This is a genomic window from Pandoraea sp. (genome assembly GCF_041919235.1).
Classification (GTDB): Bacteria; Pseudomonadota; Gammaproteobacteria; order Burkholderiales; family Burkholderiaceae; genus Pandoraea.
Genome location: NZ_JAYRUC010000001.1, coordinates 205,403 through 221,410, shown reverse-complemented (window position 1 = coordinate 221,410; position 16,008 = coordinate 205,403). Strand labels below are relative to the sequence as shown.

The window sequence follows — 16,008 nt, the reverse complement described above, 5'->3', positions numbered from 1 at the left end:
AGACGAGGCCATTCATGCGCCAAGCAGACCAAATTCAAGGAGAAGCGGGCTATCTGTCCGGTTTTGCCAACGAGTTCGCGACGGAGGCGTTGCCCGGTGCGCTGCCGATCGGGCAGAACTCACCGCAACGTGTGCCGTATGGCCTCTATGCAGAACAACTCTCGGGGGCGGCATTCACCGCGCCCCGGGCGCATAACCGTCGCTCCTGGGTGTATCGCATTCGTCCCGCCGCGATGCACAAGCCGTTCACCGCGATTGCGCAGTCGCGCTGGCTGAGCCGTTTCGACGACGTGCCCGCGCCGCCCAACCAGATGCGTTGGGATCCGCTGCCGATGCCGGAAGCGCCTACCGATTTCGTCGACGGTATGGTCACGATGGGCGGCAATGGGGGGCCGGACGGCGGGCGAGGTTGCGGTATTCACCTCTATGCGGCCAACAAATCGATGGATGGCCGCTTCTTCTACAACGCCGACGGTGAACTGCTCGTCGTGCCGCAGGAAGGGCGCTTGCATATTGCGACGGAGTTCGGCGTGCTCGACGTCGAGCCCCACGAGATCGCCGTACTCCCGCGTGGCGTGCGTTTTCGTGTGACGTTGCCCGACGGCCGTGCACGCGGCTACGTGTGTGAGAACTACGGCGCGTTGTTCCGTCTGCCGGACCTCGGCCCGATCGGCTCGAACGGCCTCGCGAACCCGCGCGACTTCCTCACGCCCGTCGCGGCGTATGAAGACCTCGAAGGCGATTTCGAACTGGTGGCGAAGTTCGGCGGTGGGCTGTGGCGTGCCGATATCGGTCACTCGCCGCTCGATGTCGTGGCCTGGCACGGCAACTACGCGCCCTACAAGTACGACCTGCGCCGCTTCAACACGATCGGCTCGATCAGCTACGATCATCCGGATCCGTCGATCTTCCTGGTGCTGCAATCGCAAAGCAATACGCCGGGCGTCGACGATATCGACTTCGTGATCTTCCCGCCACGCTGGCTGGCGATGGAAAACTCGTTCCGTCCGCCTTGGTTCCACCGCAATATTGCCAGCGAGTTCATGGGACTCATTCACGGCGTGTACGACGCGAAGGCCGAGGGCTTCGTGCCGGGCGGCGCGAGCCTGCACAACTGCATGTCGGGTCATGGCCCCGATGCGGACACGTTCGAGAAGGCCTCGGCGGCCGACACGAGCAAGCCGCATAAGGTCGACGCGACGATGGCGTTCATGTTCGAGACGCCGACGGTCATTCGTCCGACGCGCTTCGCGCTGGAGAGCAAGCAATTGCAGGACAACTATTACACCTGCTGGCAGGGTCTGAAGAAGCACTTCAACCCGAACCGGAAGTAAGCGGCATCGCGCCGCGATTTCGCCACCCCGTGAACCGGCCGGACGCGCACACCGCATGCGCAGTACCGGCCGAAGCGCTATCCCGAAGAAGGAATTCCACATGTCCGCACTCCCGCAAAGCTGGGTCGCGTCCGCCAACACTGGCGTGACGGACTTTCCGTTGCAAAACCTGCCGTATGGCGTGTTCAGTACCCCGTCGCAACCCACGCCGCGCGTTGGCGTGGCCATCGGCGATCAGGTGCTTGATCTGGCGGCGCTCGAAGCGGCCGGCCTGCTCAAGGCGGCCGACACGGCCGTTTTTGCACAGCCCAGCATCAACGCCTTCGTGGCGCTGGGCAGCGCGGCCTGGCGTGCCACACGGGCGCGGCTGACGGCGCTGCTCGCCGTGGATGGCGACGCCGCCCTGCGCGAAAACGCCTCGCTGCGGGCACAGGCGCTTGTGCCGCTCGCGCAGGCCACATTGCATCTGCCGGTTCAAGTGCCGGGCTACACCGACTTCTACTCGTCGAAAGAGCATGCAACCAATGTGGGCAGCATGTTCCGCGATCCCGCCAACGCGCTCCTGCCGAACTGGCTGGAAATTCCCATCGGCTACAACGGGCGCGCGAGCTCGGTGGTCGTGAGCGGCACACCGATTCATCGACCGAACGGGCAGATCAAATTGCCCGATACACCGCGCCCGATCTTCGATAGCTGTCGCAAGCTGGACTTCGAACTCGAAACCGGCTTCATCGTCGGTCGTGATACGTCGCTGGGCGAGACCCTGAGCGTAGACGCAGCCGAAGCGGCGATTTTCGGGATGGTGCTGCTCAACGACTGGTCGGCGCGCGACCTGCAGCAATGGGAATACGTGCCGCTCGGCCCGTTCAACGCCAAGACGTTCGGCACGTCAATCTCGCCGTGGGTGGTGACGATGGACGCACTCGAACCGTTCCGCGTGGCCGGCCCCGAGCAGAATCCGCAGCCGCTCTCTTACCTGCAGCAGCAGGGCAAACATGCCTTCGACATCGAACTGGAAGTCCTGTTGCAAGCGGACGGCGACGCCCAGGCGACGTCCATCTGCCGGACCAACTTCCGCCACATGTACTGGAGCATGGCGCAGCAGTTCGCTCACCATACCGTCTCGGGCTGCAATGTCCGCGTTGGCGATCTGATGGGCTCGGGCACGATCAGCGGCCCGACGCCGGATTCGTTCGGCAGCCTGCTTGAACTGACATGGAACGGCAAGAACCCGATTACGCTCGCGAGCGGTGCAAAGCGCACGTTCATCGAAGACGGCGATACGGTGGTGATGGCCGGCTGGTGTCAAGGGGCGGGCTACCGCATCGGCTTCGGTGACGTCACGGGCAAGATTCTGCCCGCGAAGGCGCGATAGGCGCGATAAGTGCGATAAGCGCGATAAGCGCGATAGGCGCGATCAATTCGATCAACGCGATCGATGTCACGCCCAGTTCGACGCCGGCCCTACCGATTCATGTGTGCGCAACGTGTCGTGCCGGGTGACCGGCCGGCGCGTGGGGCGTTGGCGGGACCGGTGATGTCTCGTGCATGCAAGGCGGCGTCGGCTGAGCGGGTCGCAGCCGCTGCCACCAAGGATCGATTCGGCCGACGATCAGGCTCGCGGTGACTCGGCAGCGCGTTGGCGTATAGGCGAGCTCGTCGCCGACCCGGCGCAACAGCGGCGGATCGCCGAGACGCGCGCGGCGCGGCACGCGCAGCGAGCGCCGCGCGGGCGCACGCGTTGGGTTGGGGGATGGGGATTGGGATGGGGCGTGCGACATTTGATACTTCCCGGAATCACATGAGTATGGGAAGTATTTAGCCACATTGCGGCATGCGGCGACAGGTGAAGCCATCCGAAAAGTACGTCCGATTCGCGTGACGGGCGTACCTTGCGCACTCGCGGGCTCAATGACGCTTGTCGCTTGGCGTCGACGGCGCCTTGACTCCGGCATCGACAGGCAATGCGTCGTCTGCAGACTGCGTGACATTCGCAGGCGAGGGGGCGGTAACCGTCGGTGCACCGCTGGGCGGCGCGGGCGCACGGTTCAGGCCTTCGTTGATCCAGGCGGTCAGCAGCGTGTAGGTCACGGCCAGAATCACGGGCCCAACGAACAGGCCGACGATGCCCAAGGTGAGCATCCCTCCGAGCACGCCCGCGAGAATCAGCGTCATTGGCAAATCGGCGCCTCTGCGGATGAGCATCGGGCGCATGACATTGTCGAGCATGCCGATGAATACCGAGAGCACGAGCAGCAGGGTGGCGAGGACCGGGCTGTCCTGCCAGTACAGCCACGCGACGCTCGATAGAAGCACCGGAAACGGGCCGATCTGCGCCACACACAGCACCAGCATGAGCGCGGTCAGCACGCCTGACAACGGCACGCCCGTCAGCCACAGACCCAGGCCGCCGAGCAGCGACTGCGTGACTGCGGTGACCACGATGCCGAGCGCCACTGCCCGAATCGACATACCGGCGAGCCGCACCGACTCTTCGCCGCGATCGCCGCCGAGTCGCCGCGCCATGCGAATCAGCCCTCGGGCCGCCCGGTCTCCCTGCATGAAGAGAATGCCGGAAATGATCAGCGTGAGGCCGAGGTGAACCACGAGCAGACCGATCGACCCCAGCTTGGAAAATGCCCAGGAAGCGGCCTTGGCGGCGTAGGGCTGAACCTTAGCCAACAGACCGCCCGGGCCGGCGACCGCCAGTGCCTGCCATTCTTCGCTCGCGCGCTGGCCGATCAGCGGAATGCGTGCGAGCCAGTCGGGTGGCATCGGCAGGCCACGTTGGCCGAAGGAATGGACTTGATCGCTGATGTCGGATGCGTGCACGATCAGTGTGCCGATGGCGGCAGACAACGGTGCGACAACGATCACCAGCATGACGAGGATCATCACGGTGGTCGCGAGCCAGCGCTTGCCCCACAGTCGATGCTGCAGGCCGATGAGGAGCGGCCAGGTGGAAGCGACGATGGTCACCGCCCAGATGAATGCCGGCAGAAACGGGAGCAACACCCATAACGTGCCGATCATCAGCAGGCTGAGAACGAGAACGATCAGCAGGTTACGGGCGAGTTCGCTCGGGGTCGTGGAAAGCATGGGTGCTCCGGCAGGCAGGGGGCAGGCGCGCATCTACGTGCGCCTGGACGTACTCCTCGCACACGGTGTGCGCTTGGTAAGCAAGATGCCACGCCGAGGCGGGCGCGGCAAGTGCGCCGCGCATGCGCCCTAGAGCGGAGTCGTTAGCCGAGTGTCGTCGTCGGAGCCGTCGGACGAGACACTTGGCCACCTCGGTCGGTGCTGCAACGTACGCAGTTCGCGCGGTGGCGTCGTGGTGCCGTGCCGACGGATGCCGGCCGGGCGACGGCTCGCCCCCATTTGCACGTCGCGGTGCTCGAGCGCAGCGGGGGGGGAGAACGCGTCAGGTGTGTGCGAGGCGGGGAAGGGAAATCGCGTACTCGTGAGTGAGTTGTTGTTCATCTCGGGGGGGCTGACACTACGCGGGCTCTCGCGCCGCATCGACATGGAGCTGACCGAGGAAACGCCCGAGTCGGCCATCGTCACGACCGTGCAGGTACTGATTTTTGGACGAGGCGCGCGCCGTTCGTGCGCGGTGCGGATGTCCTCGCGTTGTGCGGCGCTGTGTCCTATCGAGAAGATCAGACCGATGACGCCGTAAAGGACGTCCAGCACCGCGAAAACGTGGGCTTCTTCGGACAGGCTTGAGGAAACCGTGCCGGGCACATCGAGCGTTGCGTTATGCGCGGTGGGCGAGTCGTTCGGTGCAGTCGCATTGGTGCTCCCGTGCCCGTGCGCCAGGCCGTCGCCTATCCACGCCAGATAGTAGAAGGTGGTCATGAGCGCGAACCAGATGAGCCGAGGGGGCGCAGAGCGAAGCATGTCGGAGAGATCCTGGACGATATCGTGAAGGTACGCGCGCCATTCCCGAGGGAGGGGGTCCCGTTGCGGCGTATCGATCAGCAACTCGGCGAGGTTGTCTTGCGTGAGAATTTGCAGGCTGGCGTTGTGCCGCGTCGTTCCCATTCGGTGGATGATGGGCAGCAGCAGAATGCCAGGCACCGGCGCCAGCGGAATTTCAAGCGACGCGTGCAGTGTGTCGCCGAATCGCCGCGTCAGAATGCCGGGAAACCAGTTCGATATGGCACGCTCAACGCCATAGCGGGCGCCGTTGCGCAGTACGCCGTAGCATAGGACGAAGCCGAGCACCTGCGCAAAGGCGGCGCGATAGGGCGTGGAGAGGATCGCGCTCAATCCTTCCAGGTCTGGCGCCGGGGTCGTGCGTTCGATCCGGTTGCGGTATTGCAATTGGGTCGCGTTGAAGCCCGCCATGCCGAGCAGATTGACCCCGATGATGGTCAGCGCGGCCAATGGGGGCCAAAGCCATGCTTGGGACCGGGTAGGATCCGTCGATTCCGCCAGCAGCGAAGCGAGGGTCGAGCCCACGGCGAACGGCATGGCGTCGCGCAGGGTGCCGATGCAGAACGACCGCCACGAGAACCCCGGGCGCTGCTCGCGCAAGAGCGTCTCGAACCGCTCGCTCACCGCTGCTACGTCGAGGCCGTGGAGGGCCAAAGTGCGCGCATGCCAATGCAGATGAGCACGCAACGTGTCACACCAGGGCTGTGTTGCCAGGCTGCCTGGTTCGCTTGCGTCGACGGACCACGCCCGCTCATTCGCGTCCGGCGGCTCGAGCGGCGCCAATCGGTCGTCCCACTCGCTCGCTTCGGTGGACGTTTCCAGCGCCTGAAGTGCAGGTATGGCGACGTCGCGCCATAACGCGTCGGCGATGCGTCGCGCGTTGGTTGCGCCTGGCCCCGTCGACAAATCGATCGTGAAGATAGGCGCGTTTGTGCTCGATGGCCGTGACGGCGCGGCCGGGGCGGACGACGTGCGAAAGACGGGCACGGGCGCCAACGCCGCCGACGCTCGGATGCCATTCGGCGTCATCGGCATTGGCGGCGCACCAGCCGCGACGCTGGCCTGTACAGCGGCCTGCTGGGCACGCGCAAAATCTTCGGCAAGCGGGGAGGCCGGTTCGCCACGCTCGGCGTCGTTGAGTGGCGTGGTACCGCGGGTGGTCGGGGTGGCGCTGGAAATCGGGGGAAAGCACGAGCAGCAATTGCGGAGCATGGCGTCAAGGGCGTGACTTGGGCAGCGGCGAGGTACTGCGCCGCAGGCATGAAAGGACGAAATGAAGCGGGCGATGCTACGCGCGTCTGCCCGCTGCGGCCACGCTTGAACAGTCGTTTGAAGTCGTTAATTCGCGATGCTGCGTAGCGGCCTCAGGCCGTCAAATGTTGATTGGTGGGGGATTCCACAACCTGCGTGTCACGCATCGGGTACCACCGGCACCACCGGGACCACCGGCACCACCGGGACCACCATCACGCCGGCGCGCAATCCATTCGCGACATCGGGGTTGGGAAACACGATCCGTTCCTGCGGATGCGAAACGGTGTAAGTGTTCTCGCCATCGCGCGCGAGCACCGTGCCTGCCGCGAACGGGGTGAAGTTCGGTGTGTTTGCGGGGACGTCGAGGACGAACGCGTCGGTCCGGCGCACGATCTCCGCGGCCACACGAAAGCGTTGCGCGCGCAGGGTCTTGCCATCGTCGCGCGCTCCCATTTCGGCGCCGGACAACCAGCGGCGGAGTGCAGCGTCGATACCCGCGAAGTTTTCCAGACGGTTCTGTCCGAACGGCGCGACCTTTCCCAACTCAAGCGTGCAGCTCTCGGCGCCGAATCGTGCGCAGGTGTGATACGAAAACGTGACCGATGGCTGCTCGGTGAGCATGATCGCTTCGATGTCGGCGGCGGCAAGGGTATCGATCCAGTCATCGCTCGGCGGGTGCTGTGGTGTTCCCGGCACGACTGCAAAGCGAGGGAAGAGTGACGCTCGGATCGCGGTGTGCATATCGACATGCCGTCGCAGACGGCGCGCGCCGTTCGTGCCGGCGAAGAACTGGGCAACGATCACTTCGAGCTCGCGCGCGCGCTGTACGGCGGGCGACTCCGCACGCTTGGCATGCGCGCCCTGGAACAGGCGGTTCAGGTCGCACTCGAGATAGCGTTTGCCGGCCCGCACGGCGTCGGGGTTGCCAAGCACGACGAGCACACGCTCGCGCAGCGTCAGGCGGCCGTCGGCAATGTCATGCAGAATGGCGTCGACGATTTCGATCGGCGCCGTTTCGTCGCCGTGAATGCCGCACGAGAGGATGGCGTCGAAGCGCGGGCGATGGCGCCCGACGCTCGTGTCCGTCGCATCGCGAGCATCGCCCACATCTGGCGCATCGGTTGGCGCATCGGCTGGCGTCAGTTCCAGAACGCCTTGCGCGTGCCGTTGCCAGCGCACACCGCAGGGATCGGTGCCTGCGACGAGCGCACTATCGCGCGAGTCGCGTACGTCGCTTAGCCAGTGGCGCAAGGCCGAACGGTTGGCGTCGGTCATGATGAAGGATCTCCGGGGGCTCAGACGCGTATTTTATGCATGGTATCGGCGTCGCGGCCATACGGCGGCGCCAACGCCACTCAACGCCCCGCAACGCCCCGCAACGTCCTGCTCATGTGCGTTTGACGGCAGTTCCGGCGTGTGCGCGTTGTTCCGGCGACCGAATCCGTGTCATGATGATCCGCATCGCACGCCGTACCATCGAGCGTGGCACGCAGGGGGACCGTTCATGACGGATCTATATGTCGAAGGTGTCTGGAGCACCGCCAGCGGTGCCGAATTTCACTCGCTCGACCCTATGTCGGGCGATGTCGTGTGGCAGGGCCACGCGGCCGATTCGGCCGATGTCGATGCTGCCGTCAAGGCCGCGCGTCGCGGGCAGCGGGGCTGGGCGCGATACAGTGCCGACGAGCGTCTTGGCGTATTGCAGCGTTTCGCGGCCATCGTGAGCGCACGAGCCGACACGCTTGCCGACGCGATCGGTCGAGAGACCGGCAAGCCCTTATGGGAGGCGCGCACCGAAGTCGCGACGATGTCTGCAAAGGTGACGCATTCGGCGAACGCGTACCAGGAGCGCACGGGCGAGCGACGTGGTGCCATGGTGGACGGCCAGAGCGTCGTACGTCATCGGGCGCATGGCGTGATGGCAGTCTTCGGGCCGTACAATTTTCCCGGCCATTTGCCGAACGGGCATATCGTCCCGGCGTTGCTCGCGGGCAATACCGTTGTCTTCAAACCCAGCGAGCTGACGCCCGGCGTGGCTGAGCGCACGGTGCAATGCTGGATCGAAGCGGGCCTTCCGCCGGGCGTCCTGAATCTTGTGCAGGGCGCGCGTGATACGGGCGCGGCGCTTGCAGCGCATGACGATATCGACGGGGTCTGCTTCACAGGCAGTTCCGCCACGGGCCGCGTGCTGCATCAGCAATTCGCCGGGCGTCCCGGCAAGATCCTTGCGCTGGAGATGGGCGGCAACAACCCGCTGATCGTCGACGCACCGGCCGATATCGACGCGGCCGTTCACGTGGCGATCCAATCCGCTTTCCTCTCGGCGGGGCAGCGATGTACCTGCGCGCGGCGTCTGCTGGTGCCGCGCGGGCCTCAGGGGGATGCGTTCGTCGAACGGCTGGTGTTCGTGACGCAACGCATTCGCGTGGGACGTTACGACGCACAGCCGCAGCCTTTCATGGGCGCCGTGGTGTCGTTGCAGGCGGCGCGCCGCATGCTTGCGGCTCAGGCCGACTTGATGGCGCTCGGCAGTCGCGCGATGCTGCCGCTGACCCAGCCGGATAGCCGCGCGGCATTGTTGACCCCGGGATTGATCGACGTCACGGCGCTTGCCACGCGCGATGCATTGCCCGACGAAGAGTATTTCGGCCCGTTGCTCCAGGTGCTGCGCTACGACGCGTTCGATGAGGCCATTGCGCTGGCGAATCGCACGCGCTATGGGCTGGCGGCCGGTCTGCTGTCCGACGATCCCGCGCGTTACGAGCAGTTTCTCGCGGAGATTCGGGCGGGCGTCGTCAACTGGAACCGGCCGACGACGGGCGCGGCCGGGACCGCGCCGTTCGGCGGCATTGGCGAATCGGGCAACCATCGACCCAGTGCCTGGTACGCGGCGGATTACTGCGCGTACCCGATGGCGTCGATGGAAGCGCCGCGTGCGGTCATGCCCGAGCACCTGAGTCCGGGATTGGACTTCGCTTCGCACTGATTCTCGTTGATCGACTTGTTTTGCGCTTTTTTCAGGAATTGACATGACGCGTTCTGCCCTCGAAGCCAACTTCGACGGATTGGTCGGCCCCACGCATAACTATGCGGGTTTATCGTTCGGCAACGTTGCCTCGGCAAACAACGCCAATCGCGTGTCGAATCCGCGTGAGGCCGCGCTGCAAGGTCTTGCCAAGATGAAGGCGCTGGCCGATCTTGGCTACGCACAGGGCGTATTGCCGCCGCAGGAGCGTCCGTCGGTCGGGTTGTTGCGCACATTGGGCTTTTCGGGGGATGACCGCGCTGTCATTCGCGAGGCGGCCCGCACCGCCCCAGGGTTACTGGGTGCGGCGTGTTCGGCCGCGAGCATGTGGACGGCCAACGCGGCCACGGTCAGCCCGTCGGCCGATACGGCGGATGGCCGGGTGCATTTCACGCCGGCCAATCTGTGCAGCAAGTTGCACCGTGCGTTTGAGCACGAGACGACAGCGCGGGTTCTGCGTGCAGCATTCCCGGACGAGGCACGCTTCGCGCATCACAACGCGTTGCCGGGCTGGCCTTCCCTGGGGGACGAGGGGGCGGCGAATCATACGCGGCTATGTGGCGCCTATGGCGAGCGCGGTGTCGAGTTCTTCGTCTATGGGCGGGACGACCTCGCGAGCGCGCCGACACCGCGCCGCTTTCCTGCGCGTCAGACGTTGCAGGCCAGTCAGGCGATTGCGCGCGTGCATGGGCTGGCCGACGGCGACGTGGTGTTCGCGCAGCAGCATCCGGACGCCATCGACGCGGGTGTTTTTCATAATGACGTGATTGCCGTGGGCAATGGCAACGTGCTGTTTTGTCATGCGCAGGCGTTTGTCGATCAGGCGGCGGTGCTGGCAAGGCTTCGCGAACGGCTGGCGGCCAGAGGCACGCGATTGGACGGGTCGATGAGGTTTCGCTGGCGGACGCGGTGGGCAGCTATCTTTTCAACAGCCAGCTACTCACCCGCGCCCCGGAGGCGGGTGGGGGGATGTGTTTGGTTGTGCCGCAGGAGTGCCGCGAACGTCCGGCCGTGTGGCGCTATCTCGAATCGCAGGTGGCCGGTGGCGGACCGATTCGCGAACTGCGCGTGTTCGATTTGCGCGAGAGCATGCGCAACGGCGGCGGGCCGGCGTGTCTGCGCTTGCGCGTGGTTTTGACTGACGAGGAGCGCAACGCCACCCACGCGGGGATATGGATCGACGATGCGCGTTACGCGGCGCTCGCCGACTGGGTGAAGCGCCACTATCGTGACCGCCTGGCGGTGAGCGATCTGGCCGACCCGGCGCTGCTCGACGAATGCCGCACCGCCCTCGATGAACTTACGCGATTGCTTGGCCTGGGTTGCCTGTATCCGTTCCAGCGCGACGCTTGAGCGCGCTCGGCCGGCCATTGTGCCGCGCCACCGTAACTTCCGATTCATCACGATAGGAGTCGATTCGATGACGACAATCATTGGCCTGTCCGGCAGCCTGCGCAAGGGCTCGTTCAATACGGCGCTGCTGGCGGCGGCGAAGGCGGTTGCCCCCGCAGGCATCTCACTCGACGTTCGCACGCTGCACGGCATTCCGCTCTATGACGCCGACGTTGAGGCGAACGAGGGGATTCCGGCCGCTGTCGCCGCGCTGAAGGACGCGATCGCACAGGCCGATGGTTTGCTGCTCGCCACGCCGGAGTACAACAACGGCATACCGGGGGTGTTCAAGAACGGTATCGACTGGCTATCGCGACCGCCCGCCGATAGCGCACGCGTGTTTCGCGACAAGCCGGTGGCCATGATCGGGGCATCGCCCGGCGGGTTCGGCACGATTCTGAGTCAGAACGCGTGGATGCCGGTATTGCGTACGCTGCAAACCGCTCCTTGGTGGCAGGGGCGTTTGATGGTGTCACACGCGAATACGGTCTTCGATGCGGACGGGCATCTCCAGGACGACGGCGTTCGGCAGCAACTGGCGGCGTTCATTGCCGGGTTCGTTGCATTTCTCGAACACAGAAATTAATTGTAAAAATATTAAAATCAATGAATTACGTGAATTTTTTAATGCCATTTATGAGAGTCTTGGTGGAGGCTCGAGCACCTACCCATCGCCGTTGACGAATCGATTAATGACCCGACGCGCGAATTGTCCGTCGATGCACTATGCTGGATGGAACGTGTCGCCCGACACGTCGATCGCGTGCTTTCGTCAACCGGGGGTGCTGCCATGCAAATCGAGTTTCCGGATCACCGGCCGGTGTTCAATTACGAAGATTTGACGATCGAGTTCGCTGTGGTCGTCAACGGTCGCCCGATTGATTGCGCGGTATCTGCTGAAGCATTGGAGGATCACTTCGGCGCCTACTCGGCCCGCGCCGACGATCTGTTGCACGCTTTCGAACACGGGCGCAGTCATATTCAAGCGCTCACCCGTGAGTATCTGACGATGGGGCTCGCCGGCCCCGTGCGACTGCGCAGCGGGCACTTTCGCTGGGTCCGGGAGGCCAAGCGACATGAGGCGTGGCGTTGATCGACGCGGGTCCACACAGTGGTAATTCGTCGAACGGTTTTGACGCGCGTCAAATCCCCGATTGTTTGGCCCTGCGACTCGATAGGCGAGCCTTAGGCGGTGGCGTACACTGGTATCGCTGCGGTTGAGGATGCCTCAGCGGCACCATTGCCGATCAGTCCAAGGAGTCGCCATGGGTTCGGAATTCCGTATCGTCATTGCTTCGATTGCGGCCTTTATGACATTGGCCGGGGCGTTCGCCACCATCCACGGCCTGCTTTACGACCAAACGCGCGTGATGCAGGGCGGCGTGATCACGGCGCTGTTCGGTATTCTGTTCGTCGTCGTGATGCTCACGCCTTGGCCGCGTGACGATGAGCGCGCTGCCAAGTCCAAGGCCAATTCCAATTCCAAGCCCTGAGTCCGTTTAGCGGTTTAGCCGTGTAGCCGTTCGGCGGGTTGCGGCCTAAACTGCTAGATGAGGGACGCCGCCGAAGTCAGCCGAAACTCGCGTGGCCCCGGCTGAGCAAGCCGCGGGTCTCGTCGATTTCCCCGCATGAAGCGCTTCGCAACGCGCGTGGCCTCGTTGCGAGGTGACCCATGTGCTCGGATACCCGCGTGTTCATTGCTTCCCTTGCGGCGTTCGTAACGCTGGGGGGCGTTTTCGCCACGATTCACGGTTTGCTGTTCAGCCTGCCCGAGGTGTCGCGCTACGGCGTGGCCGTGGTGCTGGCTGGGGCCACCTGCACGGCGACGATGCTCATTCCTTGGGGGTCGCACGACGCGTCGTGACGTGTGTGGTCAGAGATCCGTCACTCGACCGGTTCGGCGAGCGCAATGCCGGGGGAGTCGCGGATGAGCGTCGATGACGGTGCCGCACCGATCCGCACGGCCCACTCGGGAGAATCGAGTGCCCGGATGGCACTGATGTGGGACAATGGCGGCCTTCAACGCCAACGACGCGCGGCTCTGCTTTGCCTTATCGAGCGGTGCTGTGTGGCGGCTGTTATCCCGCGACATCGCTCCCAGGCATGACCCCTTCGTACGCTTCTCACACGCCCTCTGACAACCCGACCTCTGCGCCTGTCGATATGATCGATGTCGCCGTGATAGGCGCGGGTCCGGCCGGCTTGATGGCCGCCGAAGTGCTCTCGTCGGCGGGATGGCGTGTCGATGTGTACGACGCCATGCCGTCGGTGGGGCGCAAGTTCCTGATGGCCGGCAAGGGCGGCATGAATCTTACCCATAGCGAACCCGCCGAGCCGTTCGTGGCCCGATACGGCAAGCGGGCGGATGCGGTGGGTCAGTGGCTGCGCCGATTCAGCGCCGACGACGTGCGCTCATGGGCGCATCGGTTGGGCATCGATACGTTCGTTGGCACCTCGGGGCGCGTCTTTCCCGTCGACATGAAGGCCGCACCGTTGTTGCGGGCATGGCTCAGCCGATTGCGTGCGGCGGGGGTCCGTCTGCATGTGCGTCACCGCTGGCTGGGCTGGGACGCACGAACATCGGCAGGCGCGGATGATCTGAGATTCGCGACGCCCGGTGGCGTGCGTCGCGTTCGTGCGAAGGCCGTGGTGCTGACGCTGGGCGGCGCGAGTTGGCCGCAACTGGGTTCGGACGCCGCCTGGGTGCCCTGGTTGCGCGATCACGGCGTGGATATCGCTCCGCTGATGCCTGCCAACGCGGGCTTCGAGACGGACTGGACTTCGCATATGCGAGAGCGGTTCGCGGGTCATCCGGTAAAGTCGGTCACGATGACGTCGCCGGACGGCACGACGCGCAAAGGCGAGTTCGTGATCTCGACGCACGGCATCGAAGGCAGTCTGGTGTACGCGTTGTGTGCGCCGATTCGCGACGCGATCCTGACCAACGGCAGCACGCAGGTGTATCTCGACCTGCTGCCGGACTGGCAGCCGGCGCGCGTGACCGAGGAAATGACCCGCCCGCGCGGTTCGCGTTCGCTGGCCAGTCATCTGCAGAGCCGCCTGGGCATTGCGGGCGTGAAGGCGGCGCTACTGCGCGAGTGCCTGCCGCGCGAGACGTTCAACGATCCGGCGGCGCTCGCAGCCGGTATCAAGCGGCTGCCGTTGACGCTGTTACGCACTCGCCCGATGGCCGAGGTCATCAGCAGTGCAGGGGGGGTCGCGCTCGAAGCGCTGGACGCGCGGTTGATGGTGAAGGGCTTGCCCGGCGTGTTCTGTGCCGGGGAAATGCTCGATTGGGAAGCCCCCACCGGCGGGTATCTCCTCACGGCATGCTTCGCCAGCGCCTGTGTGGCGGGCGAGGGCGCCGCAGCGTATCTTGCGGCCCTGCGCTGATATCACCCGACGGTCCATTGGCCGACAGGTGTCTCTGCGCTTAACGTTGCGCCGGCCGAACGCCCAGACGCCACAGCGACGTTACTTCGGCGCGTCGCGCAGCATGAAGCGGATCGCTGGCGTCGCCCGCCTTTGCGTGTTGCGGCCGCACATCGTGACGCGCGAGCACCACGAGTCCGGCAGCGTGAATCCACGACAGCAACGTCTCGCGTGTACGCAGGCCCAAGTGTTCGGCCAAATCCGACAGGATCAGCCAGCCTTCGCCTCCAGGGCTCAGATGCGCTTGCAGTCCGTTCAGGAAACCTCTGAGCATCTGGCTGTCCGGATCGTAGATGGCATGCTCGATGGGCGCATTGGCCTTGGCCGGCAGCCACGGCGGATTGCAGACGATCAACGGTGCATGCCCCTCGGGAAAGAGATCGGCTTCCACGATCTTCACCGAACGGTCATACCCCAGCCGCGCTATGTTCTCCCGCGCACACGCCAGCGCGCGAGCGTCACGATCCGTACCGACGACGTGCTCCACTCCCCGATGAGCCAGCAACGCTGCAATCACCCCCGTGCCCGTGCCCACGTCGAACGCCAACGAGGTCGCCGGCAACGGCGCCTGCTCGATTAGCTGAAGGTACTCTCCGCGTACGGGGGAAAACACCCCGTACCAAGGATGGATCGCTGCGCCCAGCGCGGGAATCGCCACGCCCTTTTTGCGCCACTCATGCGCGCCGATCAACCCAAGTATTTCTCGCAGCGATGCCACCGACGTCTCCCCGTCCGGCACCCCCCACGCCTCTGCGCAAGCGTCGCGAACCTCCGGCGCGCGACGCAACGGAATTCCATAGTCCGCATCCAACGGAATAAGCACCATGCCAAGGATGCGCGCCCGCTGCGCCTGCGCCATACGATGCTTATGGAACGCCTCTGCCGCGCTCGACTGCGCAACCGTATCCTTGCCAACCGACTTGCGGCGCGGACGATGCGGCACTCGATCTACCCGCCGTGCCATCGCCTGCATCAACTGGCGCGCATTCTGATAGTCGCCTCGATACAGCATCGCCGTGCCGCCACAGGCCATGTGGTAGGCGTCGTCAGCCGTCAACGTGTCGTCAACAACTTCAACTCTGCGCGGCGGCATTACGCCCGCCTCGGAGCGCCAGCGCGCATTGACGGGACGACCGTCTTCAGTCCAGGATACCGTCGGGATTGTGTTCATGCTTTGTCTTCTGAATTACGTGGCGACGCATCGCAGCCGCTTTGGGAAGGCCCGCACCAGTCGGAACTGAGCCCCACCTTTGGGAGATCGGCCCAGCCGAATCGGAGCCGCCTTTGGGACACCCGCCTAGTCAAATCGGAGCCGCCTTTGGGAGTCCGGCCCAGTCGAATCGGAACCCCCCTTTGAGAGACCCCCCCCTAGACGCTCCAAACCCCCTCGGGATGCCCACCCCAGACGGACCGGAGCCCCTTTCCGCCGCTCAGACATAAACCCAACTCGCTGCAAAAAGGGGCTCCGGTCCGTCTTCTTCTCTTTCTTCAGGATGCGCCAGAAGCCCGCATTATGCCCGCGTTCACTCGCCTCCGCCCAAATGACTTGGGGGGGGGGGGGGGGGGGGGGGGGGGGGGGGGCGGGGGGGGGGGGGGGGGGGGGGGGGGGGGGGGGGGGGGGGGGGGGGGGGG

General features: G+C 64.9%; 13 protein-coding genes and 1 pseudogene. 9 read left to right on the top strand and 5 right to left on the bottom strand.

Going from position 1 to position 16,008, the window contains the following annotated elements; genetic code table 11:
• The first annotated feature begins 14 nt into the window (after window positions 1-14).
• Together hmgA and fahA are read left to right on the top strand one after the other, a co-directional pair.
• Window positions 15-1,334 carry a homogentisate 1,2-dioxygenase gene (gene hmgA, locus ACE3UG_RS00965; RefSeq protein ID WP_374618421.1) on the top strand — a complete coding sequence of 440 codons (1,320 nt, stop codon included), beginning with the start codon at window positions 15-17 and terminating at the stop codon, window positions 1,332-1,334.
• A gap of 100 nt (window positions 1,335-1,434) precedes the next feature.
• Window positions 1,435-2,709, top strand: coding sequence for a fumarylacetoacetase (gene fahA / locus ACE3UG_RS00960; protein WP_374618420.1), 1,275 nt, complete (start codon window positions 1,435-1,437; stop codon window positions 2,707-2,709).
• Window positions 2,710-3,242: 533 nt separating this feature from the next.
• Here the strand turns inward: fahA and ydiK are convergent.
• From ydiK to astE, 3 genes are all read right to left on the bottom strand, one after another.
• On the bottom strand, window positions 3,243-4,433 hold the full coding sequence (ydiK, locus tag ACE3UG_RS00955) for an AI-2E family transporter YdiK (protein ID WP_374618419.1): 1,191 nt from the start codon (window positions 4,431-4,433) through the stop codon (window positions 3,243-3,245).
• Window positions 4,434-4,562: 129 nt separating this feature from the next.
• Window positions 4,563-6,485 (bottom strand): hypothetical protein, encoded by a 1,923-nt coding sequence (locus ACE3UG_RS00950; RefSeq protein ID WP_374618417.1) that lies wholly within the window; start codon window positions 6,483-6,485, stop codon window positions 4,563-4,565.
• Window positions 6,486-6,683: 198 nt separating this feature from the next.
• The gene (gene astE, locus ACE3UG_RS00945; RefSeq protein WP_374618416.1) at window positions 6,684-7,802 is read right to left on the bottom strand and encodes a succinylglutamate desuccinylase; all 1,119 of its coding nucleotides are present in this window, start codon (window positions 7,800-7,802) and stop codon (window positions 6,684-6,686) included.
• Between the two features lie 229 nt (window positions 7,803-8,031).
• On the opposite strand from astE, the gene astD reads away from it, so the two are divergent.
• The 6 genes and pseudogenes from astD to ACE3UG_RS00915 all read left to right on the top strand — a co-directional run bounded on the left by astD (window position 8,032) and on the right by ACE3UG_RS00915 (window position 12,808).
• Entirely contained in the window at window positions 8,032-9,513 is a 1,482-nt protein-coding gene (astD, locus tag ACE3UG_RS00940; protein ID WP_374618415.1) for a succinylglutamate-semialdehyde dehydrogenase, read from the top strand.
• Between the two features lie 43 nt (window positions 9,514-9,556).
• Window positions 9,557-10,905, top strand: a pseudogene (astB, locus tag ACE3UG_RS00935) (N-succinylarginine dihydrolase).
• 67 nt (window positions 10,906-10,972) lie between these two features.
• The gene (locus tag ACE3UG_RS00930) at window positions 10,973-11,530 is read left to right on the top strand and encodes an NADPH-dependent FMN reductase (protein WP_374618413.1); all 558 of its coding nucleotides are present in this window, start codon (window positions 10,973-10,975) and stop codon (window positions 11,528-11,530) included.
• 204 nt (window positions 11,531-11,734) lie between these two features.
• Window positions 11,735-12,037: a DUF1488 domain-containing protein gene (locus ACE3UG_RS00925; RefSeq protein ID WP_374618412.1), complete on the top strand. Its 303-nt coding sequence runs from the start codon at window positions 11,735-11,737 to the stop codon at window positions 12,035-12,037.
• 172 nt (window positions 12,038-12,209) lie between these two features.
• Entirely contained in the window at window positions 12,210-12,437 is a 228-nt protein-coding gene (locus ACE3UG_RS00920) for a DUF2964 family protein (RefSeq protein WP_374618410.1), read from the top strand.
• Window positions 12,438-12,634: 197 nt separating this feature from the next.
• Window positions 12,635-12,808 (top strand): DUF2964 family protein, encoded by a 174-nt coding sequence (locus ACE3UG_RS00915; RefSeq protein WP_374618409.1) that lies wholly within the window; start codon window positions 12,635-12,637, stop codon window positions 12,806-12,808.
• Window positions 12,809-12,828: 20 nt separating this feature from the next.
• Here the strand turns inward: ACE3UG_RS00915 and ACE3UG_RS00910 are convergent, their stop codons facing one another.
• Window positions 12,829-12,954 carry a hypothetical protein gene (locus tag ACE3UG_RS00910; RefSeq protein WP_374618407.1) on the bottom strand — a complete coding sequence of 42 codons (126 nt, stop codon included), beginning with the start codon at window positions 12,952-12,954 and terminating at the stop codon, window positions 12,829-12,831.
• A gap of 153 nt (window positions 12,955-13,107) precedes the next feature.
• On the opposite strand from ACE3UG_RS00910, the gene ACE3UG_RS00905 reads away from it, so the two are divergent.
• Window positions 13,108-14,337 carry a TIGR03862 family flavoprotein gene (locus ACE3UG_RS00905; RefSeq protein WP_374618643.1) on the top strand — a complete coding sequence of 410 codons (1,230 nt, stop codon included), beginning with the start codon at window positions 13,108-13,110 and terminating at the stop codon, window positions 14,335-14,337.
• 40 nt (window positions 14,338-14,377) lie between these two features.
• Here ACE3UG_RS00905 and ACE3UG_RS00900 read toward each other — a convergent pair whose 3' ends face one another.
• Window positions 14,378-15,547 (bottom strand): methyltransferase, encoded by a 1,170-nt coding sequence (locus tag ACE3UG_RS00900; protein ID WP_374618405.1) that lies wholly within the window; start codon window positions 15,545-15,547, stop codon window positions 14,378-14,380.
• Window positions 15,548-16,008: the final 461 nt, after the last annotated feature.